Annotated in this window: 20 protein-coding genes; 7 read left to right on the top strand and 13 right to left on the bottom strand. The window is 40.3% G+C overall.

Translation table 11 applies throughout. The features are described from left to right. Positions 1-47: 47 nt before the first annotated feature. Positions 48-614, bottom strand: a complete 567-nt coding sequence (locus tag CRO16_RS08915; protein WP_097056039.1) for a 3-hydroxyacyl-CoA dehydrogenase NAD-binding domain-containing protein — start codon at positions 612-614, stop codon at positions 48-50. 224 nt (positions 615-838) lie between these two features. On the opposite strand from CRO16_RS08915, the gene CRO16_RS08910 reads away from it, so the two are divergent. Further along, positions 839-1,342, top strand: coding sequence for a DUF4251 domain-containing protein (locus CRO16_RS08910; protein WP_097056038.1), 504 nt, complete (start codon positions 839-841; stop codon positions 1,340-1,342). Positions 1,343-1,678: 336 nt separating this feature from the next. Here CRO16_RS08910 and CRO16_RS08905 read toward each other — a convergent pair whose 3' ends face one another. Next, positions 1,679-2,140 carry a DUF1569 domain-containing protein gene (locus CRO16_RS08905; RefSeq protein WP_097056037.1) on the bottom strand — a complete coding sequence of 154 codons (462 nt, stop codon included), beginning with the start codon at positions 2,138-2,140 and terminating at the stop codon, positions 1,679-1,681. Between the two features lie 102 nt (positions 2,141-2,242). Then, positions 2,243-4,360, bottom strand: coding sequence for an elongation factor G (locus CRO16_RS08900; protein WP_097056036.1), 2,118 nt, complete (start codon positions 4,358-4,360; stop codon positions 2,243-2,245). A gap of 282 nt (positions 4,361-4,642) precedes the next feature. On the opposite strand from CRO16_RS08900, the gene CRO16_RS08895 reads away from it, so the two are divergent. Next, positions 4,643-6,511, top strand: coding sequence for a M61 family metallopeptidase (locus CRO16_RS08895; protein WP_097056035.1), 1,869 nt, complete (start codon positions 4,643-4,645; stop codon positions 6,509-6,511). A gap of 57 nt (positions 6,512-6,568) precedes the next feature. On the opposite strand, the gene CRO16_RS08890 is transcribed toward CRO16_RS08895, so the two are convergent. From CRO16_RS08890 to CRO16_RS08880, 3 genes are all read right to left on the bottom strand, one after another. Then, positions 6,569-7,012, bottom strand: a complete 444-nt coding sequence (locus tag CRO16_RS08890; RefSeq protein ID WP_097056034.1) for a cold-shock protein — start codon at positions 7,010-7,012, stop codon at positions 6,569-6,571. Between the two features lie 215 nt (positions 7,013-7,227). Continuing rightward, positions 7,228-7,680 (bottom strand): cupin domain-containing protein, encoded by a 453-nt coding sequence (locus CRO16_RS08885; protein WP_245858962.1) that lies wholly within the window; start codon positions 7,678-7,680, stop codon positions 7,228-7,230. A gap of 108 nt (positions 7,681-7,788) precedes the next feature. After that, positions 7,789-8,247, bottom strand: a complete 459-nt coding sequence (locus CRO16_RS08880; RefSeq protein ID WP_097056032.1) for a universal stress protein — start codon at positions 8,245-8,247, stop codon at positions 7,789-7,791. A 151-nt stretch (positions 8,248-8,398) separates the two neighbouring features. Between CRO16_RS08880 and CRO16_RS08875 the strand changes: the two genes are divergently transcribed. Then, positions 8,399-9,640, top strand: coding sequence for an APC family permease (locus tag CRO16_RS08875; protein WP_097056031.1), 1,242 nt, complete (start codon positions 8,399-8,401; stop codon positions 9,638-9,640). A gap of 5 nt (positions 9,641-9,645) precedes the next feature. Here CRO16_RS08875 and CRO16_RS08870 read toward each other — a convergent pair whose 3' ends face one another. Further along, entirely contained in the window at positions 9,646-10,311 is a 666-nt protein-coding gene (locus CRO16_RS08870; protein WP_143544486.1) for a hypothetical protein, read from the bottom strand. A 157-nt stretch (positions 10,312-10,468) separates the two neighbouring features. On the opposite strand from CRO16_RS08870, the gene CRO16_RS08865 reads away from it, so the two are divergent. Then, entirely contained in the window at positions 10,469-10,861 is a 393-nt protein-coding gene (locus CRO16_RS08865) for a hypothetical protein (RefSeq protein ID WP_097056029.1), read from the top strand. A gap of 32 nt (positions 10,862-10,893) precedes the next feature. On the opposite strand, the gene CRO16_RS08860 is transcribed toward CRO16_RS08865, so the two are convergent. Beyond that, a complete protein-coding gene (locus CRO16_RS08860; protein WP_097056028.1) occupies positions 10,894-11,280 on the bottom strand; it encodes a nuclear transport factor 2 family protein in 387 nt (128 codons plus the stop codon). A 203-nt stretch (positions 11,281-11,483) separates the two neighbouring features. Between CRO16_RS08860 and upp the strand changes: the two genes are divergently transcribed. Beyond that, positions 11,484-12,143 (top strand): uracil phosphoribosyltransferase, encoded by a 660-nt coding sequence (gene upp / locus CRO16_RS08855; protein WP_097056027.1) that lies wholly within the window; start codon positions 11,484-11,486, stop codon positions 12,141-12,143. Here the strand turns inward: upp and tamL are convergent. Both tamL and CRO16_RS08845 read right to left on the bottom strand, forming a co-directional pair. Next, positions 12,140-14,524 carry a translocation and assembly module lipoprotein TamL gene (gene tamL / locus CRO16_RS08850; protein ID WP_245858960.1) on the bottom strand — a complete coding sequence of 795 codons (2,385 nt, stop codon included), beginning with the start codon at positions 14,522-14,524 and terminating at the stop codon, positions 12,140-12,142. The genes upp and tamL overlap by 4 nt on opposite strands. Beyond that, positions 14,454-19,481: a translocation/assembly module TamB domain-containing protein gene (locus CRO16_RS08845; RefSeq protein WP_097056026.1), complete on the bottom strand. Its 5,028-nt coding sequence runs from the start codon at positions 19,479-19,481 to the stop codon at positions 14,454-14,456. The genes tamL and CRO16_RS08845 overlap by 71 nt, the downstream gene beginning before the upstream one ends. 319 nt (positions 19,482-19,800) lie before the next feature. Between CRO16_RS08845 and CRO16_RS08835 the strand changes: the two genes are divergently transcribed. After that, positions 19,801-20,664, top strand: a complete 864-nt coding sequence (locus CRO16_RS08835) for an OmpA family protein (protein ID WP_097056440.1) — start codon at positions 19,801-19,803, stop codon at positions 20,662-20,664. 69 nt (positions 20,665-20,733) lie between these two features. On the opposite strand, the gene CRO16_RS08830 is transcribed toward CRO16_RS08835, so the two are convergent. The 3 genes from CRO16_RS08830 to CRO16_RS08820 form a co-directional block, all read right to left on the bottom strand. Then, entirely contained in the window at positions 20,734-21,150 is a 417-nt protein-coding gene (locus tag CRO16_RS08830) for a DoxX family protein (protein WP_097056024.1), read from the bottom strand. 87 nt (positions 21,151-21,237) lie between these two features. Then, complete coding sequence (gene gndA / locus CRO16_RS08825; RefSeq protein ID WP_097056023.1) at positions 21,238-23,148, bottom strand: NADP-dependent phosphogluconate dehydrogenase; 1,911 nt, start codon at positions 23,146-23,148, stop codon at positions 21,238-21,240. Further along, the gene (locus CRO16_RS08820; RefSeq protein WP_097056439.1) at positions 23,145-23,657 is read right to left on the bottom strand and encodes a GreA/GreB family elongation factor; all 513 of its coding nucleotides are present in this window, start codon (positions 23,655-23,657) and stop codon (positions 23,145-23,147) included. The genes gndA and CRO16_RS08820 overlap by 4 nt, the downstream gene beginning before the upstream one ends. A gap of 75 nt (positions 23,658-23,732) precedes the next feature. Here CRO16_RS08820 and CRO16_RS08815 point away from each other — a divergent pair, with 75 nt between their 5' ends. Further along, on the top strand, positions 23,733-24,977 hold the full coding sequence (locus CRO16_RS08815) for a glycosyltransferase family 4 protein (RefSeq protein WP_097056022.1): 1,245 nt from the start codon (positions 23,733-23,735) through the stop codon (positions 24,975-24,977). Positions 24,978-25,018: the final 41 nt, after the last annotated feature.

Here is a 25,018-nt window from a genome sequence, read left to right as displayed (position 1 = left end):
TTTGAAACTAAATAACACTGAAAACCCGGACAATTACTCCGGGTTTTTTAATCCTGTTGTTCCATTTTTCTCACTATCACCTGCATTTCAAGTTCTTCTGCAAACTGGGTAATAGTATCGACAATGGTTGAATCTATGGTGGGAAGGCAAATAATTTCTGAAGTACCTGCAGGATCCATATCAACAGGAAAATGAAAATTGACGAATTTATCTACTCTCCCTGAAGCTTCTGAAAGCTCTACAGGATCAAGGCCTGCAGAAGTGGAGGCAAAAATGGCATCTTTGGGAGCAGTTTTCTGAAGTTCAGTGTAAAAATTTTTTTTGACCGATAGGTCTTCGGGTAAAGCTTCTATAATGAGATCGGCGTTGCCTGCTGCTTCAGTAATATCCATTGAATAGGCAATATTGGCGAGTGCAGTTTCCACTTCTTCCTGAGTAGCACCAAAATCCTTTACATAAATATCTGCAAACTCCCTAAATTTTGTACGCGCCTCTTCCAGAAGACTATAATCACGGTCGTAGACTGTGACATCAATTCGATTAAAGGCAGTATGAAAAGCAACGCGTGCTCCAAAGTTGCCAGTACCAAAAACAGTTACTTTCTTTATTTTCATAATTTAAAAATTCAGGGTAAATCACCTGATGACATAGTTAAATTGCTAAAAATAAAACCCTGACCCTGCCAACAGAGGGTTAAATGTGTCCTGTTTTGAGAATAGTTTAACGGGAGGCAAAAAAATAGATTAAAATGAGAATCTATGACTTCTAAAATTTAAGAAAATTGAATCTATATGAAAACTTATATGAATTTTGTAACTTACTTAGGAAAACGTTCATTATGAGTAATAGAAAATTTATTATTAAATATTTTTTGTTGGTAGCGGGAATTTCGCTGGCCATTTCCTGCGGAAACAGGAATTTTTTAGCGGCAGATTCAGCGGAATATCAGCAGACACTGGAGACGGTTAGCAGTCTAAATTTTGAAATTGAAAATGAGTGGGCAAATCCTTTGCGGGGCAACCGTATCAACATCATTGGAAATTCCAATCATATAAGATTTAAGAATGACAGTGTGGACGTTTATCTTCCATTCTTTGGAGTACGTCATGCGGGTGGAGGCTATGGCACAGAGGGAGCCATAGTATATAAAGGACCTTTAGAAAATTTGAGAATAGAGGAAATGCCGGGCAGAGGAAGAGTTAAATTATTTTTTGACGGGAATCACAAAACAGAAATACTCAGCTTTGATGTAACTGTTTTTCCCGGTGGCAAAACAAGTACTTCTGTAGGTTCATCTCAAAGAGATAGAATGAGCTATGAAGGCAGGATCGTCAATAAATAATAGCTTAAAAAATCCACGGTAAGTTCCTAATGGAACCACGATAAGATATTTGTTAGAACAGAATTTTCTAACCACCCTTTATATTATCTATGGTTTCTAGGACATTAGGCTTAAACGAATAATTTTTTTGGCAAGAACAGGTTTGGAGGATTTAGAACGGGAAGAGGGACCTGGGAAATGGAATACGTATAAAGGAGGTTTTCCAAATATTCTATTTTACATAATATAAATTATAGTGCAGATGTTATTATAAAGAAAAGAACTCCTGATAGTTATTTTACCAAAGGAATAGAAATAATTCTTAGAACCTCTTGATCCAGTTATAGTGAAATGTATTTATTTCAGGATGTCACGAATGATCTTTAAGTGATGCTCTGTATGGATCACCAGGAATTTTGCAGTCTCGTCTCTCTTAATGTGTCCGAAAAAAGGATGTTCAAAATAAGATTTTTCAGACTGGTTAACGATACAATTAACTCCTGTTTTAGCAGAATTAATTTGTTCCCTCAATTCACCTTCTGAAATATTATCTTCCGGAATAACTCTTTTTGGAGCTCTGGCTTTTCCCCGGGGAATTTTTCCTGTTAAGTAAACCAGCTGCTTTTTCCAGCTGAAGGACCTCCTGTATTGATCGGGATCTGAATTCTCCAGTCCGTCCAGGATTGAATGAATAACTTTAAGGTTATGTGCCAAATGCCAGCCTACAGGTGCACTGGATACTTTTGTATTCAGCTTAGCCTTATGTTGAATATAACCTCGCATTTCCTCCAGCTGGGCCTCCAGTACTTTTTCTTTCATTACCTGATCTTAAATCTTGTGAAGATATAAAATTTAAATACGCCGTATATCTATTAGGACTTACGGCGTACTAAATAGTTCTTATTGAACTTTTTTTATTCTCTATTGCACTAATTCCCTCTTATTTGTCAAATTATCCTGAATGTTGGACGGAACAGCCTGGTATCCATTAAATTTGGTGCTAAAGGTTGCTCTTCCTTTGGTAAGGGAACGGAGTTCGGTAGAAAAACCGAAAAGTTCAGATTCCGGTGCGATGCATTTTAGCACCTGATAATTGTCTTCACTCTCAATTCCCTGGATGATACTACGCCTGCTTTGAAGCTCGGTCATCACATTACCAACCATTTCTTCCGGTACTTTAACCACAAGATCCAGTGCCGGTTCAAGGAGTTTAGGATCTGCATTTAAAAAGGCTTTTTTAAAGGCATGTGCTCCGGCAATTTTAAAGGAAATATCGTTGGAATCTACAGAATGCATTTTACCATCATGGATCATGGCTCTAACATCCCTAATATAGGAACCGGTCAAAGGACCATTTTCCATAACTTCCAGAATACCCTTCATGATCGATGGCAAATACCGCTGATCGATCACTCCCCCTACTATACAATTGTAAAAGACCAGCTTTCCTCCCCAGGGCAGATCGACTTCCTCCTTTCCACGAATGTTGAAGCCTTCCGGTTCAGGCATATTTTCATCCCAGGGCTCTATTTTTAGATGAACTTCAGCAAATTGTCCTGAACCTCCCGATTGTTTCTTGTGACGGTAATTGGAAGCTGAAGGTCTTTGTACAGTTTCCCGAAAGGCTATCTTAGGATTTTCAAATTTAGCCTCCACACCATAGATCTTTTTAAGCAGCCAGTCAATGGTTGCCAAATGCAGCTCGCCCTGGCAAGTGAGGATCAATTGCCGGGATTCATTGGAAAAGAAAATCTCTACAGTGGGATCCTGACTATGTATCTTTTTAAGAGCCTCTGTTAGCTTCTCCTCATCTTTAGTGTTCACTGCAGACACGGCTCTTCTTATCCTGGGCTGTGGATATTCGATGGGTTGAATGCTAATCTCTTCCCCGGGAGCAGCCAAGGTGTCATTGGTCTCTGTATGTTTTAGTTTTAAGGTTGCGCCAATATCTCCCACCACCAACTTTGAAATAGGATTTCTTTCTTTTCCATCCATAATAAAAAGCTGGTTAATGACCTCAGTTTCTCCATTCCTTGAATTGACAAGCTTATCATTCAGCCTCACCTCTCCCCTTTTGACCTTAAAGAAGGTTACCTGCCCCAGGTTAGGTTGATGCACTGTTTTAAATACAAACAACACAGGTGATGCATCAGGCTTTGGCATGATCTGTTTCCCTTCAACGCTCATTTCAGGTTTCAGGTCCATCGCTGCAGGTGCCACGTTATCGATGAAGCCCATCAATCTGCCGCTGCCCATATCATTTAGTGCAGATGTGCAGAAAACCGGGAAGAGGTCATAATTGAGCATTCCTGCTTTAATCCCTTTCCGCATTTCCTCTTCGTTCAATGTTCCTTTTTCAAAAAACAGCTCCATTAAATTTTCATCATTTTCGGCTGCCTTTTCTACCAGTTCATTATGTAATGCATCGGTAGTATCTTTTTGATCTTTTGGAATAGGAAGTTTTTCAGGCTTTCCTCCTTCAGGAGAAAACTTGTACATTTTCATTTTGAGAACATCAATGATGCATTGAGCCCCGTCTACTATAAGCGGATATTGAATTTTTACAGCCTTATTACCTACCAGATTCTTAATGCTATTGTAACCGGTTTCAAAATTCAGCCCGGGATGGTCGATCTGGTTGATGACAAAAACTGTGGGTTTGTGATATTCTTTTATATAATTCCAAATGATCTCTGTGCCTACTTCCACTCCGTACTGTCCATTTAACACGGTTACAATTGTATCTGCCACTCTTATAGAAGAAATGATCTCTCCTATATAGTCATCCAGCCCGGGAGTATCTATGATATTGATCTTATAGTTACGCCATTCGGTGTGTAAAGGAGTTGCAAAGACAGAATTCCCTTTTTCATGTTCAATATCATGAAAATCTGATACTGTATTTTTTGATTCTACAGTTCCGCGCCGGTTGATCAATCCGGCTTCAAACAACATAGTTTCGGCAAGAGTAGTTTTGCCACTGTTATGTGCCCCCACAAAGACCACATTTTTAATGTGTTTATCGTCGTAAATTTTCATCGTGTAAGATTTTAATTGAACAAGAAGGATAGAGAATCTTGAGAATTCCGGAGAAGATTTTAGTGAAGTACAAGGATAATAGCATCTGTTCCGGCTTAAAAAGACATCTCTAATTTATTAATCTTTCTCCAGAATTTTCAGGAACTGTTTTATTTTTTAGTTCTTTCCTGACCAATATCATAATTTGGTCCTGCCTGAATTTTAGGTCATCAATAAAAATTATCACAATTCAATAACGGGTGTAACATTTCATTAAATCTATAGTCCAATAAAAAAAATAAAATGAAGAAGATAATATATGTCCTGGCATTAACTGCCACAATCTTAGGTTGTAAAACTGCTCAAACCCCGGTTTCTGAAAAACAGCCAATTATCGCCACCCTGGATCTGGTGAATGTGCAGGATGATAAAGTAATGGTTACTGTAGATCCCGCCGACATTACTTCGGAAGAGATCATTTTCTATATTCCTAAAACTGTACCCGGCACCTACTCTACTGCGAATTATGGGCAATTTGCTGAGAATTTCAGGGCTTATGACAAAAAAGGAAAGGAACTAACAGTTACCAGTTTAGATGAGAACAGCTGGAAGATCATGGATGCCACGCGTCTTGATAAAATTTCCTATTGGATGAACGATTCTTATGATGTGAAGGGCGAGAAGGGAATTTATTCTATGGCCGGAACCAATATTAAGGAAGGAGAAAATTATATGCTCAATCTTCATGGCTTCATTGGCTATTTTGAAAACATGACCGAAGAACCATATCGCCTGGAAGTTGTTCGTCCCGACGGACTATTCCCCGGAAGTGCCCTTACCGTAAATGAATCTACTGTAGGAGCTGAAGGTCATCAAAAAGATATCTTTAGTGTAAACCGCTATTTTGAAGTGACAGATAATCCTATCATGTATGCCACTGCCGATACCGCCACTTTTAAGGCGGAAAACATGGAGGTGCTTTTGCATGTTTACTCTCCAAATAAGGTTTACAGCGCACAGGATTTTAAACCTGCCATGGAAAAAATGATCAATGCCCAAAAGAGCTTTTTAGGAGAGATAGATGACACCAATAAATATGCTATTCTGCTCTACCTTTCTGCTACTCCCGGTGAAGGAGATGCCGGTAATTTCGGAGCCCTGGAACATCATACATCAACAGTAGTAGTTATGCCCGAAACTATGGCAAAAGAAGCCTTATTAGAATCACTTACAGATATAGTGTCGCATGAATTTTTCCATATTTTAACTCCTCTTGGCGTTCATTCCGAAGAGGTGCATTATTTCGACTATAACGATCCTAAAATGTCTCAGCACCTGTGGTTGTATGAAGGGGTAACAGAATATTTTGCAAACTTATTTCAGGTGAATCAGGGGTTAATTACCAATCAGGATTTCTATGACAGGATGAATGATAAGATATTGGCTTCAAAAGCCTTCGATGACACCATGCCTTTTACGGTAATGAGCCAAAACATATTAGAAGAAGAATATCATGACAGCTATTATAATGTTTACCTTAAAGGTGCTCTAATAGGAATGGCTCTTGATATCAGGCTTAGGGAATTAAGCAATGGCGAACGAGGCCTTCTGGATCTTATGAAAAAACTTACCGACAAGTATGGTAAAGAACGACCTTTTAAGGATGAAGAACTTATTTCTGTTATTGTTGAACTCACCTACCCTGAAATAAGGGAGTTCTTCGAGATTTATGTTAGTGGTACCACTCCTATCCCCTACAATGAATTCTTCAAGAAGGTGGGACTTGAGTTGCGCTCAGGAGAAATTCCCGTAGATTATTTTATCAAAGACCAGGCGACGCCCTATATAACCGTGAACGCCGCAGGAGAGATTGTAGTGAGAGATGATATTGCGCTAAGTACCTTCTTTACCAAAACCGGAATGCAAGGCGGAGATATCATTAAAAGCATCAATGGCAAAGCTTATAATGTTCAGAATATCTATGATCTAATCTCCGATTCTGTAAACTGGAAGGTTGGTGAGGATATTACCATTACAGTAGTGAGAGATGGAAATGAAAAGATACTCAAGGCTAAGGTCATTGAACCTATGTCAAAAGGTTTACGACTTGTGGAATTGATGAATGCAGATGGAGAGCAGATGGAGCTGCGGCACAGCTGGTTGAAATCTTAAAATGCAAAAAGCGGCAGTTTTAAACTGCCGCTTTTTTATTCTCTTTATGAAGAGTAACTAAAGCTTTTTAACTCGGACTGCATTCATACCTTTTTGGCCTCTTTCCAGTTCGAAGGTAACTTTGTCGTTTTCTTCGATATCATCAATGAGACCGGTAACGTGCACAAAATATTTCTCCTGGGTTTTACTGTCCAGGATAAATCCAAAACCTTTTGAATGATCGAAAAAGGAAACTTTTCCTTCCTTGCTGAAATCTACTTCCTCATCTGATTCCTCTTTTTTCGGAATTCCAATCTCAATACTTTCAGCATCAACTTCAATTTTGCGGGATGGATCTGGCGGAGTATCGGTTAAATTTCCATATTCGTCTACATAGGCGAATTCTGAAGCAGATTCTCCACTTGCCTTCCTTTCATCCTTCTTCTTCTTCTTTTCTTCCCGCTTTTTTAAGCGTTTCTTTTCTTTTTCTGTTTTGTTGTACGTTTGTTGCGATTTTGCCATTCGGACTTTGTTGTGATTTTAAATGAATATAAGAATTTACCTGAAGAACTAAAAGGAATTTTGGAAAAAGATCGGGAAGAAGATTAACCTAATTTATTCAGAGCTGCAGTAAAACACAAAGTTATGATTTCTTTTTGTTTTTACCACAACTATTTAGCCCTCCAAAAATTACCTGAATTCCCGGAAGTTTCTCCTGATTTTATCGTTTTTCTACCTTACTCCTGCACGGGAATAGCATCAAGCGGCTCTTCAAAGGCAATGAATAGTACACAAGATCCCGCATCTCCACAGCGAGCCCTGTGAGGTTTCATGGCAGGACCATAGGCATAATTTCCAGTTTTTAGCTTTTGCGTCTCCTCTCCTTCATAAGTAACATCCATTTCTCCCGAAACGAGGATCATCCTTTCTGCAGAGGTATGGCTATGATTTGGAATGTCTGTATTGGCAGGTACTTTGAAAAGTACATCTGCGTTTTTTTTAGCAGGATCTCCATGGAGAATAGCAATCTCGCAACCATTCGGCATAAAATCTGGACAAGGTCCCCACTGCAGGTCTTTATCATCAATTGTCCTTACAACAGAATTTGTTGCTTCCTGGGCAATGTTCTCGGCGAAAAAGAATAGCATACTTACCAGCATGCATACTCTAAAAAATTCCCTGTTTTTCATATCAATCTATTTTAATCGTTAGCTCGATTTGTTTGAAAGGGGAATCTTTCGGAAATAATTTCCGTACAAAAGGTCTAATCTTTATAAAGATACGCCAATTTTAAGAAGCTATTTTTTAATAGGAATTAAATATAATGGAGTTTTGGTTTTTTCAAGGATCTTCCCGGCAACGGTTCCTAACAGCAGTTTTTCAAAGGTGGAATGGCTATGGGTGCCCATCACCAGAACCTCAGCACCCCATTCTTCGGCATAATTTAGTATTGTTTTGGCGGTATCTCCTTCAGCAATATAGGTGCTCACCCTTTCATCATTAAGATGAGCTTTAGCCTTTCCCATAAACTCTTCAGCAATATTCCTCATTTCCAGGGCCAGGTCAAGGTCCGGAGCCATTCCCGAATAACCGTCGTATCCCATAAAAGTGGGATACTGGGTGCCATAAAAACCCACGTCATTTAAAACATGAAGTAGGCACACTTCCGCATTAAGGTTTTTTGCCAATTCATAGCCCGCTTCGGCAACTTTTTCTGAAATGGGATGATAATCGATCGCAATAAGAACTTTTTTCATAGACCGTAATTTCTCTTCAATTTACAAAATTCCCCTGAGATCTTGTTTCAGCTTAAAATTTGTTAGTTTTTTCTTTAGTTCCTGTTAAGTTTATTTTCTATCCCAGATGAAAAATTATATTGAAACAAATGGATTAAATTAAAGATCATCAATGGGAAAAAAGGAACTCAAAAGAAATTTAGGATTCTGGGATGTATTAATGTTTGGTGTTGGAGGTATCGTTGGCGCCGGAATCTATGCTATAATAGGAAAGGCAGCAGGTCTAAGTGGAAATATGTTATGGCTCAGTTTTGTTATCGCTGCGACAGTAGCACTCTTAACAGGCCTGTCTTATGCAGAGTTCGTAAGCCGCTATCCCGATTCCGGAGGTAGTTTTGAGTATATAAAACAAGGCCTGGGTGAAAAAACAGCCTTTATTATGTCTGTTTTTATGGCTTTTACGGGAATAGTGGCTGCAGCCGCCATCTCCATTAGTTTTGCCGATTATCTTAGCAGGCTGGTCAATATCCCTTCCTGGATCATTGTCATTGTTATAATTGCTTTTATGGCCTTTTTCAACATTATAGGCACAAAATATAGCTCCTATTATAATTCCTTCGCCACTATTATCACCCTAACGGGTCTCGCTGCGGTGGTTGTAGTCAGCATTCCTGAATTCCGGCTTGAACCCCTGCTGCAAACGAATGAAAACGGGTGGACCGGCCTACTGGCGGGAGGTGCATTGATCTTTTTTAGTTATATAGGCTTTGAGGACCTGGTGAAAATGGCCGAAGAAACTAAAAATCCCAAAGTTAATATGCCAAAGGCAGTGATCATGAGTGGGATCCTGGTCCTAATTATTTACGTTTTGATCGCTGTTAGTGCTGTAAACGTGCTGGATTGGAATGAGCTTTCGAATTCAAATGGACCGCTGGCTGCCGTAATTGAGACAAAGCTTGGAACATGGGGCGCAACTTCCCTGGTCATCATAGCACTTTTTGCTACCAGCAAAACCATCTTAAGTAATATTCTTGGAACTTCGAGACTGCTTTATGATGTGGCAAGGGATAGCAATAAATCCTGGCTCAAAAAATTTACCACAATTTCGGGAATAGGGAATGCACCCAACTTTGCAATCATAGCTATAAGTATTGTGGCTATAGGGTTTGGATTGATAGGAAACCTGAAGATCGTGGCCAGTCTCAGTAATATCTTTATTTTTATTGTGTTTGGAATGGTGAATGTCGCCTTACTTAATTTAAGACATAAGAAACGTAAGGAGACAGATAAAAAGCCGCCGTTTTACATTAGGCTCAACATTAATAATATTCCTGTTCCCACAGTTTTAGCATTGATAGCAATCCTGATCCTTTTCGGCTTTAATATCTATAATTTAATGCAGGGGAATTTATAGGAAATTTACTGTTTTACAACAACCAGGTTGGCTTTTGATCCGGTAAGCAGGTTCCATTCTTTTCGAACCACTTCCCTACCCTGGTCATCATAAACCCGAAGTTCTGCGGTATTGGGCCCTGAAGTTCCCTGGTTGAGGGCTTCAAACTCAATATTGTTGAGGCCATCATCCAACCTAACCATAATAGGAGTAAAAGTTCCTCCCAAAAGATTGTTGGCGTCAATAACAACCCCGTTGATACTAATTTTCACCCGGTCCCCGTCAATATATTCATGATCACGACAGTAGAGTTCCACAAACACACCTGTAGTTTTGAAATCTCCCAAATATTGATCTCTTCGGAATTCTTCCCTTACTTCCTTGTCTTTAACGAAAGCTTTAGGGGTATAATCTTTTCCTTTGAAGGTCATCAGGCCATTTTGATCTGTCCTCATGCTGAAGCTTTTTTCTTCCTTCTCTCCTAATTTTATGGGTTCACTGGTATTGCTGAAAATTCCTTTTTTGGAGCTAAGACTGTGATTGCCCGAAGTTTTTAAATAAGATTCAGATTCACTTCCGGTCTTAGGAGCCATAAGTTCTCCCGGCGCCTTTACAGGAGCTGTAGGATTATCAATTTGCCCCTGAGCCGCAAAACCGACAAGGCAAAAAAGAAGTAGAATAAAGTTTTTCATCATCAGTATATCTTCAACGACAGGGTATCAAATATTTAACCAAATTATTTCTGAAGTAAAAATTATTTAAATCCCTCGGAGGAAATTTAACTGCAATTTAACCGCAAAAGCTCGGGTAAATATAAGATAATCTGTAATTTAAAATAAAAACTAAATCATGACAAAGAAAGAAGAACAACCCAAAAATAATCGTGCCGGTCAATCTGAAAGAGATCAGGATAATAACAACTACAACTCCAATATTACCCCAGAAGACAAAGAAGTGCTAAACAACCAAAGCCAGGACGAAGGAAAGGGAGATTATTTTAAAGAGAGAGAAGAACCCATTGATTATGCAGGTGCAGATCTTGACCTTCCGGGAGACGATGACAGAAAATTCAATCCCACCACCAACAAACCGCAAGACGTGGAAAAAGAAAGAAGACCTAAGGAATCTGCAAATTCAAATGACAATATAGAATCTCAAAGTGAGACTGTTTATAAAGGAGAAAAAGCGGAAAAATATAAAGATCCTTCGGAAAAGACCAGAGATAACGACAATAGAAAATAATTTTTTAGCCACTCCTGGAGTGGCTATTTTCTTTAACAGCTTTCCCTGTATTGCAGGTGTCTGCTAATATCGATTACATAAGAGGTAATGGTTGAAATTCGCAGGTCTTTTCCTTCTGCAAATTTATAGATATCGCAAAAGCCGTAATGTTTCTTTTGTCCAAGCCTGTTCCTGCTTATTACCACCCCTTCGACAATTCCGTGGGTGTTAGTCACGTAAATATTTTCCACTTCAATGTTAAGAGCGGGCATTTCTTTCATTTGCTCCAGTACCTCTTTAAACTCCGATTTTCCTCCAATATCTTTTTCTCCCACGATCACCCAGCAAATATCATCGGTAATATGGTCCATAAACCATTTCTCATCACCTTCTGCGTATGCTCTGTTGACTTCACGCAAAAACTCTTCTTTTTCTTTCATAAATATAATTTTATAAATTCTTTAATCAATTGTTTTGCAGCATACTGGATACCTAAAGATACAATTTTAATCACATTTTTAAATATATTTCTATGGGGTAAGTATAAAATGCCCTGTTGAAATATCTTTATTAGAATCATGTAAAATGAGACTTATTAAGGCAAAATTTTTAACTTTGAAAATCTTCATTACACAAAGCTATTATGCACGTTCATCACCTACTTGAAAAGAATTCTATTGCCAATACTTTTATATCCCAGCTTCGGGATATCAACCTGCAAACCGACAGGATGCGCTTCCGCAGGAATATTGAAAGATTAGGAGAAATTATGGGATATGAACTGAGTAAGAATTTTAATTTTTCTGAAAAAGAAGTGCAGACTCCTCTGGGCCAGGCAAAAATTCAACTTCCACAGGAAGAACTGGTAATTTGTTCCATCCTCCGTGCAGGATTGCCGTTACACACCGGGTTACTAAATTACTTCGATGCGGCCGACAATTCTTTTATCTCTGCGTATCGGCATCACCCAAACAATGATGAAGAATTCGAGATCCTGGTTGAATATCTGGCTTCTCCTTCCCTTGAAGGAAAAACCCTTATCCTGGCAGACCCCATGCTCGCTACCGGCAGATCTTTTGTGAATGTGCTAAAAGCTCTGGAAAAAATGGGAACCCCTAAAGTGATTCATTTGGTTTCCGTTATTGGTGCTACAGAAGGGATAGAATACCTGGAAACGGTGTTTCCTGAAAATTCCCATTTATGGATAGCCACCATTGATGAGAAATTGAATGAAAGAGGATATATTGTTCCGGGTTTAGGAGATGCAGGAGATCTTTGCTTTGGTTCCAAGATGCAGCATTAGAAAGGATAACCAATCGCAAAATTGAATTGCGGGTCATCAAACCTAAATTGCCATCTCTCCCCTTTTTCATACCATGGGGTGTGTACGGGAAAACCGAGATCAAATCTTATCACAAAACTCTGAATATCAATTCTTAGACCCGGCCCTACTCCTATTGCAAATTCATCAATAAATGAAGAACCAAAAGTTCCGGTTTCTATCAGTCGTTTTTGCTGTTCTGTAAGTTGATCCTCTGGTGGAAGATTTCTTCTTTTGGTATTCCATACGTTCCCTGCATCTGCAAAAACAGCCCCTTTCAGGAATTGATAAATAGGGAATCTATATTCCACATTGGCCTCAAGCCTTAAGTTTCCTGTGCGATCGTAATAGGGTATTTCCTCCTCCCCTTCAATGGTGTACCTCCCCGGTCCCAGGGAGCGAATAGGAAATGCCCTGATGCTATAAGGTCCCCCGGCATAAAATTGCCTGCTGTAAGGCATGACATCAGAATTTCCATAAGGAATACCAATTCCGGCAAAAATCCTGGTGGCAAGGGTTTGTTCGGGAGCGAAATTAAAATGGTAACGAAGATCGGTATCTATCTTTGCATACTGGGCAAATTCCATTCCCAGGAATTTCTTTGGCGCCTCTCCCTTGCTTAACAAATCCAATAAATTTCCTGCCAGGTCTAAATTGGCATTTACAAAGAATTGGTGTTCATCCAGTGCATCAATCATTTCACTATACAGGAACGAATAGGTTAAACCAGCAATAAATTGTTGTTCAAAACTGCTTTTTAGAAAAGGATTTTCCTTCAGGATTTTATCAAATTCCGGAGTGGTTTTACTCAGTTGTGAATAATCTACAGAAAACGGATTGAGTTCATGAGTGATGAACCTGTTCGCTTTCCATAGATAGCCAAAGCTCCCGTTAACGGAGAAAAGGCTGAATAACTCACTTCTGTTCAAATATTCAAAGCCGGCGCCAATTTTTGTTTTTGGAATTGAATACTCAAACCAGTTGCTGTTGATCTCGATAATTGGAAACAGCATGCGGGGAAAAACAACATCTGCATCTACACCGAGGATGATGCTGCGCTTCCCTATGTTATCCCCTCCCGAAAGTTGCTGTTCATAACCCACTTTGCCCGACAAATTCAAGATCTCTCCGCCATGAAAAAGATTCCGGTTGGTATAGGTGAGCGCAAGATGTGGCCCGGCAAAGTTATTGGATTTAGTAATGGCCTGTAGCTCTGCCCTTATTGCCCGCTTGTTCATTGGGGAAAGGAAAATGTTTGCTTCCAAATACCCAAGGCTATCAGTGGCCAGAGAATCGATCTCATCATACCTTATGTTTACAAATTGATAAGTTCCAATTGAAGTAATACGCCTGCTGGTCTTACCGGATTTTTCCGGATTATACAGATCACCTTCCTCCAACAAAACAAAAGGATCTAATTTTTCAGGTTTAAAAAAGATCTCATCCTGGATATAATTCCTGTCGTTGTACCTAATAGTATCCTGCGCAAGAGAATCTGAACCCAGTGAATAATTTGGATAAATATTCACTTCTTTTATACGGTAAGGTTTTAAACCGGCTTCAGGAACTTCGTTTTTTACACGCAGAAAAAGGTCAAATTTTTTCCTGTCATATTGATTGGTATCGGCTTCAAAAATGAGAAAATTTGAGCTAAAGTTATAATACCCTCTGTTCTTGAGAGCCGCGTCTATTCGTTCTCTTTCTGCCTTCATCATACTAAGGTTGAAAGGTTCCCCTTCCTTCAGCAAAGTTTCCGGGAGAGTCTCCTCGATCGCTTGATAGACCATAAGAGAATCTGAATCCATAGCATAATCTGCCAGGATGTATGGATTTTGAGGTAGAATTGCTTTATAAGTAATGGATGCAGTTTTATTTTCCGGGTTTTCATTGACGCTGTGCCCTACTCTGCTATAAAAGTAACCCCGGTTTTCAAGACGGTTTTTAAGAAGGTCTTCTGTTTGAAAAGGATCTGCATCAGAAAGATATACCGGCTCCTCTCCCAGTCTTTTATTCATGAAGCGATTGATGAACCCCGGATTTTCTTTTTGAGCTTTATAATGAAAATAAAGCCCTATCCTTGATCCCAGGATTCTGGAATTGGGTTCGGGGGTGATCAGGTTTTCTAATTCCGCTTTAAGAGATTTTCGATCTTCTATTTCATCTTCTGAAGAAAGTTCCAGGTCTGCACCTGTATAGAGCAATTTATCTTCGGGAATGAATTTTTTTACGCTACAGGAATGCAGCAAGATTAAAGCTGTTATAGTTCCCAAAAAGTAAAATATCTTCTGCATATTATTCTTCAGATTGTTCTTCTTCTTCTTCTTCTTCTTCTTCTTTTCCTGCACCGGGATTAAAGACTTCATTCCACAATTCCCTGAACTGGTTAAATTCCTGGGTAAAGATGAGGGCGAGACCGCTAATAATTACCTGGCCTTCAATGATATTTTCGTAAGAATTTCTTCTGAAGGCCTGGATGCGGAATCTTCCATCTTTGGTGAGCAAATAGTCAAGACTTACTTTTCCTATTAAAGGATTTGCTTCTTCCACAGGGCTCGACCCCTGCACGTCCACCTCGCTTCCAACACTCACAATTAGCCTGTCATCCATAAAGCTTCTCTGGGCCGTAATATCGAGCTGCGTTCTTTCCTGTGGACTCTCCCCCTGATAATCTGTAAAAGAATTTAATCCAAAATTGAGATCAATTCCGGTTTCACCCATTAACCTGTCTGAAAAGACATTTAACTGGTCAGAAAGGGCTTCATTTAAATTGTCCCTGGCAAATGATAAAGTACCTCCTTCTGTTCCCGGACTTCCTGAAGATGGAAAGAATCTGTTTAAAACCAGTAACGAAAATACTTGTTTATTAAGCTCGTTTTCCTGCTGATTAACCTGCTGGACTCTTCCATATACCTGGCCGCTAAGCGCTCCCTGTTCATCTTCGGGCATATCCAATCCAAAAGAAAGTTTTGGTGCAGAGATCTCCCCTCCTATTCTTAAATAGACGAGAAAATCCAATTCCTGCCTGTATTGATCCTGATCGCCTAAAGGTTGGGATGTGATCTGGGCAGCCATTAATCCTGAGGCCGAAGCTTCTACATTATAAACTGCAGTAATATCAAGGTCGGCATCCATGGGATCTCCAGACCATACTACAGTGCTTCCTTCCAGAATTTCAAACCTGCGGGTAACAAGGTTGTACAAGCTCATTTCATAGTAGCCGTCATTGATCTCCATACGCCCGGACAAAGTTGTACGGCCGTTAGGATAGATGTCATACAATAAGTCGCCGTCGCCGGATGCCTGAAAGTGATCCCCTGTATCTTCGTCTAAAATGATCTTAAAAGTCGCCCCTTCCTGAACAGAGATATAGGAATTCAGCGCAAATCCCGAAAATGCACCACCTTCAACTTCATCGGTCCTTCTGGTTAAAATCCTGTCAGGGTTTTCGCGATTAACAAAGATCACTACTCCTTCTCTTTCCTCTATTTCGAGATTAGCTTCCGGAATAACATAAGTGATATTTGATTCCTCTAAAACCTCAAGATCCAGTTCAATTTGAGGCAATTCCAGATTTCCGGTTACGGAACCTGTCGCATCAAAAACCGCAGTTCCGTAGAACAGGTCAAAATCTTCGGCAGTAGAGTTTAGAGCCATAAAATTATTGGCAGAGAAACTTAGGTCAAAACCGGGATTAAGCAGGTTTTCTGTAAGTACCGCCCCATTTAAAACAAAGGAATTCCCCCTGGAATCGCGAATATCGAAATCTTCCATATAAATTCCGGTGGTGTCAATTCTTAGATTTTCATCGGGTAAAGTAAATGGCGCATTAAGCATGGCAACTGTAAAACCGGCTTCAGAAAAATGAAGATTTCCTTCATAGTCAGGTTTTAAAGGATCCCCTGTAACGGAGAAATTTCCGGAGAAATTTCCGTTAGTATTATTAATTGCTCCCATGGAAAAACCTTCAATTAGTTCCATGTTGACCCTGTTGAGATCAATGTTCATATCCAAATTTCCGCCATTTTCATCTGCGAGGTAAGTCCCTGCGAGATCAATATCGGCATTGTTTCCTTTTACGGTAAGCTCGTAATTATAGGTGTCCATTCCCACTGCATTGGCATCAAAACTCAAAGTTCCCAATGGAACTTCCATAACATTGAATTCATTAACTGTAAGGTCTGCCACCCATCCGGTATTACCAAAAGGTTCCTCAATAATAAAGTTCCCGTTCATATTTCCGGAAGTAAGCTGATCTTCCGGATTCAGATAAGAAAAGATGGCGGCCAGATTGAAATTCTGAAATTCGATCCCGATATGCTCTTTTTGAACCTTGGGGACTTCATTGCTTATCCTTAATTGCTGATTATTTCTGCTTAACCTGAATTCGTTGAAGGTATAAAAATCTTCCCCGACCAGGATCTCGTTTTGAGGATCGATTTGCCAGGAATTTGAATTAAGAATAAGGCTATCCTGTTCCAGGTGTATCCTCACAACGTCTTCATTTTTTGTGATCTTTGAATTAAGTGCCAATAAAGGCTCCCCTTCATAATTTGAAATAAAGCTAAGGTTTAGTTCTTCATCAACCAGTCTTCCTTCCATCAAGGTTTCTTTTATAGCTAATGGACCCGCGTCCAAACTTTGGAGTCCGAAATCAAAAACCAATTCTTCAGGATTAGAATCCAATCTAAATTGCAGGCTGTCTATTTCTGTTCCATAAGCTTTAATAAAAGGCAGGCTTACATTCCCTACCAGGGTTTTTTCCCGTTCCCGGAAATCTACCTGCACATTTATAGTATCAAAAGCTTCCAGGCTAGGCAAAAACACTTCTTCCAGAATTGGAGAAGGGCTTACCTGTGCACGAAGATCCAGGTTCACAGGATTCGCTACAGTGTCAATGGTCTCAACAGTTGTAAAATAACTTTGATAGTGGCGATTAAGGGCATTAATGAAATTATTTGGATCTGTATTGGAATTCAGCCTAAGGTCCAGCATGCGGTTTTGAATAGCAAGGGAAGTAGTGTCCGGTCTTACATGAGTCAGGATATCGACATCTCCAAGCAGATATGATTCATTTGCATACACAAAAACCCCATCTGAAACTACTGCAGTTGCATCAAAATTTTCAAGATTTCCCTTGAAATTACCTTTGATCTCCATTGCCGTGTTCACCGGGTTCAGGGAAAGGCCCAGGGCATGCAGATCGGCCCCAATAATGTTTAGATTCAGGGCGATCTCGGGTGCTATGGAATCCAGTTGCACGAAACTTTCAAATTCCATATTAAGGTTTTTGTCCTTATAGTCAATATTGGCAAAGCCTTTTCCGTCTTCCAGTTGGGCTTTAAGGGCAATATTGTTAAACTTATAATTGTTGTAGGTTAGCGTATCAATAGTCCCTTCCACTACTGCGTCGAGGGAATTTACGTCCCCGCCACTACCCGAAGCCTGTATATTTAAACTCAAAGGTCCCAGGGCTTTATTCTGAAGGATTTGACCTACCTGCAAACTTGTTACCTGCAGGTCTGCATTAAAAGCTATGCCGGGTGAACTGGTAAAGCTACCTTCCACATCAATTTTTCCTGCGGAAGATTCCAGCACAGCATCTGCGGAAATATTTTCTGGTGTCCCGCTGAAGCTGCCAACAAGGTTCAAATTATCGGGAATCCTGATGCCGAGGCTATCTTCCTCCACAAAAGCTTTTAAATCTCCCCCTGCAGAATTGAATCGCACCCGGGGAAGATCGAATCTTAAAGCATCGGGATCTGTCGCATTAAAAATGGTACCGTTGGCTGAAAGAGAAGTATTCGCACCCCAATTAATATTAGCGTTTTCAATCTGTACTGCTGCCAGTCTTCCTTCAGCAGAAAGCGAACCTGATACACCTTTTTTGGCAAGGACAGCAAAATATTGATTTTGCCTCAGGTCCGGTTGAAAGCGGTAGATCTCCTGCAGGTCCAGATTGAAGGTGGGCAGGTTAAGATCTACAGTTGCATTTTCGGGGTTTTCTAAAAACTGATCCAGGGAATTATAGTTTACCACCAGGTTTCCCTCTATCCTATTGCCGTTGAGCTGTACCACGAGATCCTGCAACTGCATTTTTTCTTCGGTCACTAAAAGGGCAAAATTTGATTCTTTTAAAAATAAACCGGAGGCTTCTTCAAAATTTAATTTTTTCACCTTCGCTTCGAGAATTTCGTCGGCAAGTACAAGAGCGGGCATATTCAGATCTAAATCCTGTAAAACCAAAGCTTCAGCATTAAAAGTTCCCCGGGTAGGTTCCTTCCCGTTGACCAGGTATTTAAAACCGATATTTTGCAGATCAATATTCTTAGTTTTCACTGTCCAAAGAGGCCATTGAAAACCTTCAGAAGCAGAAGCTACGGTGTTAGTATCCTGCACAGGTGAAGAAGTTGGGGAAGTCTTTAGGGTAATATTGGAGTTTCTAAGATCAAGGCGGTCAACCACTAAAGAGGTGCCTTCAAGATTGGCTTCGGGAAGTTCCAGGAGCAGGTTGGCTATATCAACATCGGCAAGAATACCATCAGGTACCGATTGATAGGTGCCTGTGACCCGGTTCACCTCAAGATTTTCTATGGAAAACTTGGGAAGAGGTACTTCTTCTCCTTCCGAAGGGGGAGCGGGTTTGGTTTGGGCATACCTGAACATTGTTTCTTCAATGAGGGCATCCCCGGCGGCAAACTCCATACTATCCAACCCAAATTCCTGCATCTCCACCATTAAATGCCCCACATTAAAATAGCTGCTTATGCCCAGGTAGCCATCGTCATAGTTAAGCCTTAGATCTTTTATATCAATATCCCCGAGAGAGAATTCCATGGGAGCTGCAGTAGTATCTGCTGGTGTAGTAGTTGCTGTAGAGTCTGCAGTTGCAAAGGCATCCATGAGAAATTGGTAATTAAAACCTTCAATGGTGTCCTGCCTTTTAATATTGGCTCTTCCCCCTTCCCAGTCCAGGCTGTTGATCCTGAAACCCTGCCCACGAATGATAGGTAAGAGTGGAATATCTGCTTCCAAACTCCGGGAGTATATTAAAGTATCCCCTTCTTTATCCTCCATGTAAAGTCCCTCCAAGCTTATATCCCCTCCAAAAGTGATAAATAACCTATCGACTTCTACAACTGTATTGGTTTTGTTGCTGATGTAGGAGACCAGTTTATCTACAATGATATTTTGGCCCCAGGGACTGCGGACGAATAATATCAACAGAAAAATAAAGATCAGGATCCCGAGCAAGATCTTGAAAAATAACTTTAAGCCCGATCCTTTCTTTTTCTTTTCCTTCTTCTTCTTTTTTTCTTCCAATGGTAGTAATGATCTCTTCTCCTAATATATTTTATTCAACCCACTTCAGCAGGAGATCCTGTGATAAATCCCTGTTAAACAAATGCTTGCCTAAAATGGTATTTAATGGGCTTCAGTTTTTGGCTATAATCAGGAAAAAGATAAAAATTTCGCCGGCAGGAACCATTAAATTAGGAATACTTTAGGAACAGCTCAATTCAATTAATAATCTTACGTTAAAATTGCGGAAGCAAAAATGCCTTTTGTATAATTTCGAATCGCATAACCCGTTGTAATGTTCAGAAAATTAAAATGCACATTAGAACAAAAATCAGAAATTATGAAAAGAATACTTACCGTTACGGTAGTAGCAGCAACAATGTTAACTTCTTGTGTTTCCAAGAAAAAATATGTAGCCCTGGAAGAGGATTACAACAACACGAGAAGTAATCTTCAGCAAACTCAGGTAGAAAAGGAGGAGCTGGAACAAAGATTAAATGCGATTGAAGCTCGAGTAGCAGATTATAATGCTAAGATCAATTCTCTTACAGAGGAAAATGATCAAAAACTCGAAATGAATGATCTTACTGCAATGTCTAATGCTAATAAGCAAAAGATGAGAGAAACCCTGCGCAATGTAGATCCGGAAAAACTTGCGGGAGCTGAAACTCTTGAAGATTCCATCAACCTTGCAGTAGCTCATAATCTTGAAAGCCAGATTAGCAGTGGCACTTCTGAGGACGTTGAGATCACTGTTGACAAAACGGTTGTGATGATCAATGTTTCCGATAAACTTCTTTTTAGAAGCGGAAGCCACCGTGTAAGCAGAGATGCTTATCCATTACTGGAGAAGCTTGCAGAAGTGATCAATTCTGAACCTTCTATGGAAGTTATGGTTGAAGGACACACAGATTCTCAAACTATGGTGGAAGGATCTTATATCCAGGATAACTGGGAATTAAGTGTAAGAAGATCAACTGCCATTGTAAGATTACTTCAAGACCGATTTGGAGTAGATCCTGAAAAATTGATCGCAGCAGGACGTAGCAGCTACAAACCAGTAGCCGAAAATGATACCAGAGAGAACAGAGCGCTTAACAGAAGAACCAGGATCGTTATCCTGCCAAATCTTGATAAGTTCCTTGCACTTCTTGACTCTGAAAACAATGCCGCTGCACAACCTGTAGACCAAACCAATAACTAAGCAAGAAATCTTGCTGAACAAAAAAGGCTGCTCAATTGGGCAGCCTTTTTTTTTCTATGACTTTATTTGTTACTTTCTCTTTAGCCAATAATAATCAAGGGAATGCTTTCCGGCTCCTGTGACGAGCAGCACGGTAAAGATCAGGAGGTATATAATTGCCATTTCTTTACGCTGAAAGGGATCTGCCGCATGAATTATGAGAGCAGCTGTTAACATAGTTAGTATTAAGGGAATCACTGCGAGTCTTGTCCCAAGACCCAGGATTACCAGGATAGAGCAAATGAATTCTGCAAACACTGCAAGTGCCAGGGTATTTCCCTCTCCCAATCCAAAAGGATCTGCAAAAACTATTTCTTCACTTCCAAAAAGGTTAAAAAGTTTTGGAGTACCATGGGTGAGCATTAAGCCTCCGGCTCCTATTCTAAGAAACAATAAACCCAGATCTATCTGGGAAAGGTTCAAATTTGTAGTGTAGGTGTTTTTCATACTTGTAATTTAAATTTGAAACGGAATTCTATGTTTGGTGTTAGAACGGAAAGATCTGATTTTTTTTCAGTCTTTACTATTGAAAATTTACTCCTGCTCCCCGGACCACTCCGTATGAAAAAAATCTCCCCGCGGCTTATCTGTTCTTTCATACATATGGGCCCCAAAATAATCCCGCTGCGCCTGTATCATATTGGCCGAAGATTGCTCCGCAGTGAAACTAAGCAGATAATTTGCAGCGGCACTCATCACGGGCATCGGGAATCCTGCTTTTAAAACTGATCCTACTACAGCTGAAAGTGCTTCCCGAATACTCTTTATCTCTCTCACAATTTCTTCATTCATTAAAAGATGTCCCTGATGATCTCTGAATTTTTCTACCAGATCCTCCATCAGTTGACTCCTTATAATGCAGCCATTGGTCCAGGTCCTCGCAATTTCTGAAAGATTTAAATTCCAGTTATATTCTTTTGAAGCCGCTGTTAACAGATCGAATCCTATTGCGTGGTTAATTATAGCTGTCGCTTTAAAGGCCTCAAAAAGGATATTTCGAGGCAGTTCTGTTTTTTCTTTTTCTGGAGATTGGAAAATATACTTTCTAGCTGCAGCAATTCTCTCTTCCTTCATTCCGGAAATATTTCTTGCCATTACTGCAGCACTTATTGTATCCAGCGGTACGCCAAGTTCCAAAGCTGCATTGGTGGACCAACCCCCGGTTCCCTTTTGTTTGGCGGCATCCAAAATTTTATCAAGCAATAAATCACCATTTTCTTTCTTCCGCAGAATATCGACGGAAATTTCAAGCAAATAACTCTGCATTTCCCTGTTCCAATTTTCAAAAAGAGCAGCAATTTCTTCAGGGTTTACACCGGAATGGAATCTTAGCAGATGATAGGTTTCTGCAATGAGCTGCATTTCCCCGTATTCGATCCCGTTATGAACCATCTTCACGAAATGTCCAGCTCCATCGGGCCCCACATAGGTACAGCAGGGATTTCCGTTTTTATCCCTGGCTGCAATCTTTTCCAATATCTGCCCTACCCTTTCATAAGAACTTTCCGGGCCGCCGGGCATTATGGAAGGACCTTTCCTGGCACCTTCTTCCCCGCCTGAAATTCCGGCGCCCATGAAAAGAATTCCTTTTTCCCTTAATTCCCTTTCTCTTCTTATGGTGTCTTTATAATGTGAATTTCCACCATCAATAATGAGATCACCTTCCTCAAGAAAAGGAAAAAGATCGTCGATAACGAAATCCACTACCTTTCCGGCGTTTACCATTAACAGGATATTTCTTGGCCGCTTCAGGCTTTCGACAAAAGCTTTTAAATCATCAAATCCCAGAAAAGTCAATTCAGGATTTTCAATAACAAATTTCTTTGCTACATCTACTTCTCTTTCTTCCACATGTCGGTTGTAGACAGAGACTTTATAAGCCTTTGAAGCCAGATTGAGCGCCAGACTTTTTCCCATCACCCCCAAACCTAAAAGCCCTATTTCTGACTTACTTTTTATCTTATCCATAATTTCGTTCATTATTTCATCAGGAGATTGATCTACATCTATATGAATTCCATAGGATGGCAGTTCCAGAGCGTCATACTGAGATTGAAGCAGCTCAGGTTTGAAGTAGTGGTTTTCTCTATTGGCAATTCGTCCGTGGATCACCTCAAATTCTGAATGTAAAAAGATCCAGGTAATATGTTCCTGAGGAAGGCTTTGCAACTGTTTACGGTATTTCTCCTTTAAAGCCGAACATGCCAAGACAGCACCTCCGGCTTTTTGCCATTCCCGAATTTTTATTTCAAGATTCTCCAGCCATTCATGCCTGTCATCATCGTTTAACGGAATTCCCGCCTTCATTTTTTCCACATTGGGTAAGGGATGAAAATCATCGGCGTCAAAAAAAGGAATTTTGAACTGCTTTGCCAGCAGCTTTCCAATGGTGGTCTTTCCCACGCCTGAGACACCCATGACTATATAAACCTGCTGCCGCCTCATTCGTAGCTAATGTTCAATATTTCCAGCTCCTGTAGAGCACCGCCCATCATTACTTTTACCACATCACCAATTTTACCGCCCGTAAGCGCTTTTGCAAGAGGTGCCAAAAATGCTATTTTTCGCGCCTTAATATTTGCTTCATCTACTCCTACAATTTCAAAAGTCTGAACCTGCCCTTTTTGGTTTCCGGTAAGGAATTTAAAAGTAACGATCGCTCCAAACCTTACCTCGTCCTGTGCCTGCTCTTTGGGATCTAGGATCCTCGCCGAGGCAATTCGTTCGTTAAGCAGGTTCAGTTTTCCATCAATCACTGCCGTTGCATGCCGTTTATCTTTATCGCTGGTAATGTCCAGATCCTTTCGCTGCTCTTCCAGCGTTTCCCGTTCCTGCAGCAGCTGCCTGTGTCCCTGCGGAGTAACATAATTGGTCACTCCTGCCGGCAATGAAGCCCGTGGCGGAATGAACGGTGCCTCTTCCTGGTCTTCTTCCTTAACAAATCCGCGACTCATAGCTTTGTTTTTCTTAAAGGTCACAAATTACCCGCACAATTCAAAAAGTCTAACAAAACCTGTTAATTTTGGAGCATGTCCCAAAGGAAGCTTTTAGTTATAGGTTATGTATGGCCCGAACCAGGATCATCGGCCGCCGGTGCAAGAATGATGCAGCTACTGGAGTTCTTTCTTGCTGAAGGTTTTTCTGTCACCTTTGCAACTACCGCCAAAAAGACCGATTTTATGGCGGATCTTCCTACTCTTGGAATTGCTGCGGAAAAGATCGAACTCAATAATGCAAGTTTCGATGTTTTTCTGAAAAAGATCTCTCCTGAAATTGTCATTTTTGACAGGTTCATGATTGAGGAACAATTCGGGTGGAGAGTTGCTGAAGTTATTCCGGAAGCCCTAAGAATTCTGGACACCGAAGATCTGCACTTTTACCGCAAGGCGAGGCAGGAAGCGGTAAAGTTAGGAGCTGAAGTAGCACTCCCTCTACTCTTTTCAGATACTGCGAAGAGGGAGATCGCCAGTATTTACCGCTGTGACTTAAGCCTAATTATTTCTGAAGCTGAAATGCAGCTCCTGCAATCAACTTTTAAAGTTCCCGAAGAACTTTTATTTTATTTGCCATTCATGCTTCCTACTCCATCTGAAGCTGAAAATGGAGATCTACCGGCCTTCAATTCAAGAAAAGATTTCATCAGCATCGGGAATTTTTTGCATGAACCAAATAAAGATGCGGTTTTGCGTCTTAAAAGGGAATTCTGGCCACTGATTAGAGAAAAAATAAAAGATGCTAAAATACACATCTATGGAGCCTATATTCCGCAGCAGATCCTGCAACTGCACAATGAAAGGGAAGGTTTTTTGGTTCATGGCAGGGCAGAATCTGCAAAGAGAGAATTAAAAAAAGCAAAAATTTTACTTGCGCCGCTTCAGTTTGGCGCAGGGATCAAAGGCAAATTCACCGATGCCATGCAGGTGGGGACACCTTCTGTAACCACAAGATTGGGAGCAGAAGGAATGGCGCTGGATCTTCCGTGGAGTGGCTCTGTGGAAGATGATCCACAAAAATTTGCCGATGCTGCTATAAAATTATATTCAGAAGAAAAGCTTTGGCTGGAGGCACAACAAAACGGTTTCAGGATCTTAAGAGAGCATTTTTCAGAAGCAGTACATAAGGAGAAATTTCGAAGAAAAATTCAGCAAATCCAGGAAAAACTTGAGGTCCATCGTCTGGCGAATTTTACAGGACAGATGTTGCAGCACCACAGCCTTTCCAGCACCAAATATCTTTCTAAGTACATAGAGGCTAAAAATAAGGATCGCCCGTAATACGGGCGATCCTCTCCAAACAAATAAACTAACAACTCAAA

It is taken from the genome of Salinimicrobium sediminis (assembly GCF_900215295.1).
GTDB lineage: Bacteria > Bacteroidota > Bacteroidia > Flavobacteriales > Flavobacteriaceae > Salinimicrobium > Salinimicrobium sediminis.
This window is presented reverse-complemented; position numbering and strand designations above follow the sequence as displayed.

Excerpts from the sequence above, each read along its gene's own strand:
- CRO16_RS08865 (WP_097056029.1), top strand. The coding sequence starts at position 10,469 with ATGACAAAGAAAGAAGAACAACCCAAAAATAATCGTGCCGGTCAATCT.
- CRO16_RS08890 (WP_097056034.1), bottom strand. The coding sequence starts at position 7,012 with ATGGCAAAATCGCAACAAACGTACAACAAAACAGAAAAAGAAAAGAAA.
- upp (WP_097056027.1), top strand. The coding sequence starts at position 11,484 with ATGCACGTTCATCACCTACTTGAAAAGAATTCTATTGCCAATACTTTT.
- CRO16_RS08905 (WP_097056037.1), bottom strand. The coding sequence starts at position 2,140 with ATGAAAGAAAAAGTACTGGAGGCCCAGCTGGAGGAAATGCGAGGTTAT.
- CRO16_RS08885 (WP_245858962.1), bottom strand. The coding sequence starts at position 7,680 with ATGAAAAACAGGGAATTTTTTAGAGTATGCATGCTGGTAAGTATGCTA.
- CRO16_RS08860 (WP_097056028.1), bottom strand. The coding sequence starts at position 11,280 with ATGAAAGAAAAAGAAGAGTTTTTGCGTGAAGTCAACAGAGCATACGCA.
- CRO16_RS08915 (WP_097056039.1), bottom strand. The coding sequence starts at position 614 with ATGAAAATAAAGAAAGTAACTGTTTTTGGTACTGGCAACTTTGGAGCA.
- CRO16_RS08870 (WP_143544486.1), bottom strand. The coding sequence starts at position 10,311 with ATGAAAAACTTTATTCTACTTCTTTTTTGCCTTGTCGGTTTTGCGGCT.
- CRO16_RS08820 (WP_097056439.1), bottom strand. The coding sequence starts at position 23,657 with ATGAGTCGCGGATTTGTTAAGGAAGAAGACCAGGAAGAGGCACCGTTC.
- CRO16_RS08830 (WP_097056024.1), bottom strand. The coding sequence starts at position 21,150 with ATGAAAAACACCTACACTACAAATTTGAACCTTTCCCAGATAGATCTG.
- CRO16_RS08910 (WP_097056038.1), top strand. The coding sequence starts at position 839 with ATGAGTAATAGAAAATTTATTATTAAATATTTTTTGTTGGTAGCGGGA.
- CRO16_RS08900 (WP_097056036.1), bottom strand. The coding sequence starts at position 4,360 with ATGAAAATTTACGACGATAAACACATTAAAAATGTGGTCTTTGTGGGG.
- CRO16_RS08895 (WP_097056035.1), top strand. The coding sequence starts at position 4,643 with ATGAAGAAGATAATATATGTCCTGGCATTAACTGCCACAATCTTAGGT.
- CRO16_RS08835 (WP_097056440.1), top strand. The coding sequence starts at position 19,801 with ATGAAAAGAATACTTACCGTTACGGTAGTAGCAGCAACAATGTTAACT.
- CRO16_RS08815 (WP_097056022.1), top strand. The coding sequence starts at position 23,733 with ATGTCCCAAAGGAAGCTTTTAGTTATAGGTTATGTATGGCCCGAACCA.
- CRO16_RS08875 (WP_097056031.1), top strand. The coding sequence starts at position 8,399 with ATGGGAAAAAAGGAACTCAAAAGAAATTTAGGATTCTGGGATGTATTA.
- gndA (WP_097056023.1), bottom strand. The coding sequence starts at position 23,148 with ATGAGGCGGCAGCAGGTTTATATAGTCATGGGTGTCTCAGGCGTGGGA.
- CRO16_RS08880 (WP_097056032.1), bottom strand. The coding sequence starts at position 8,247 with ATGAAAAAAGTTCTTATTGCGATCGATTATCATCCCATTTCAGAAAAA.
- tamL (WP_245858960.1), bottom strand. The coding sequence starts at position 14,524 with ATGAAGTCTTTAATCCCGGTGCAGGAAAAGAAGAAGAAGAAGAAGAAG.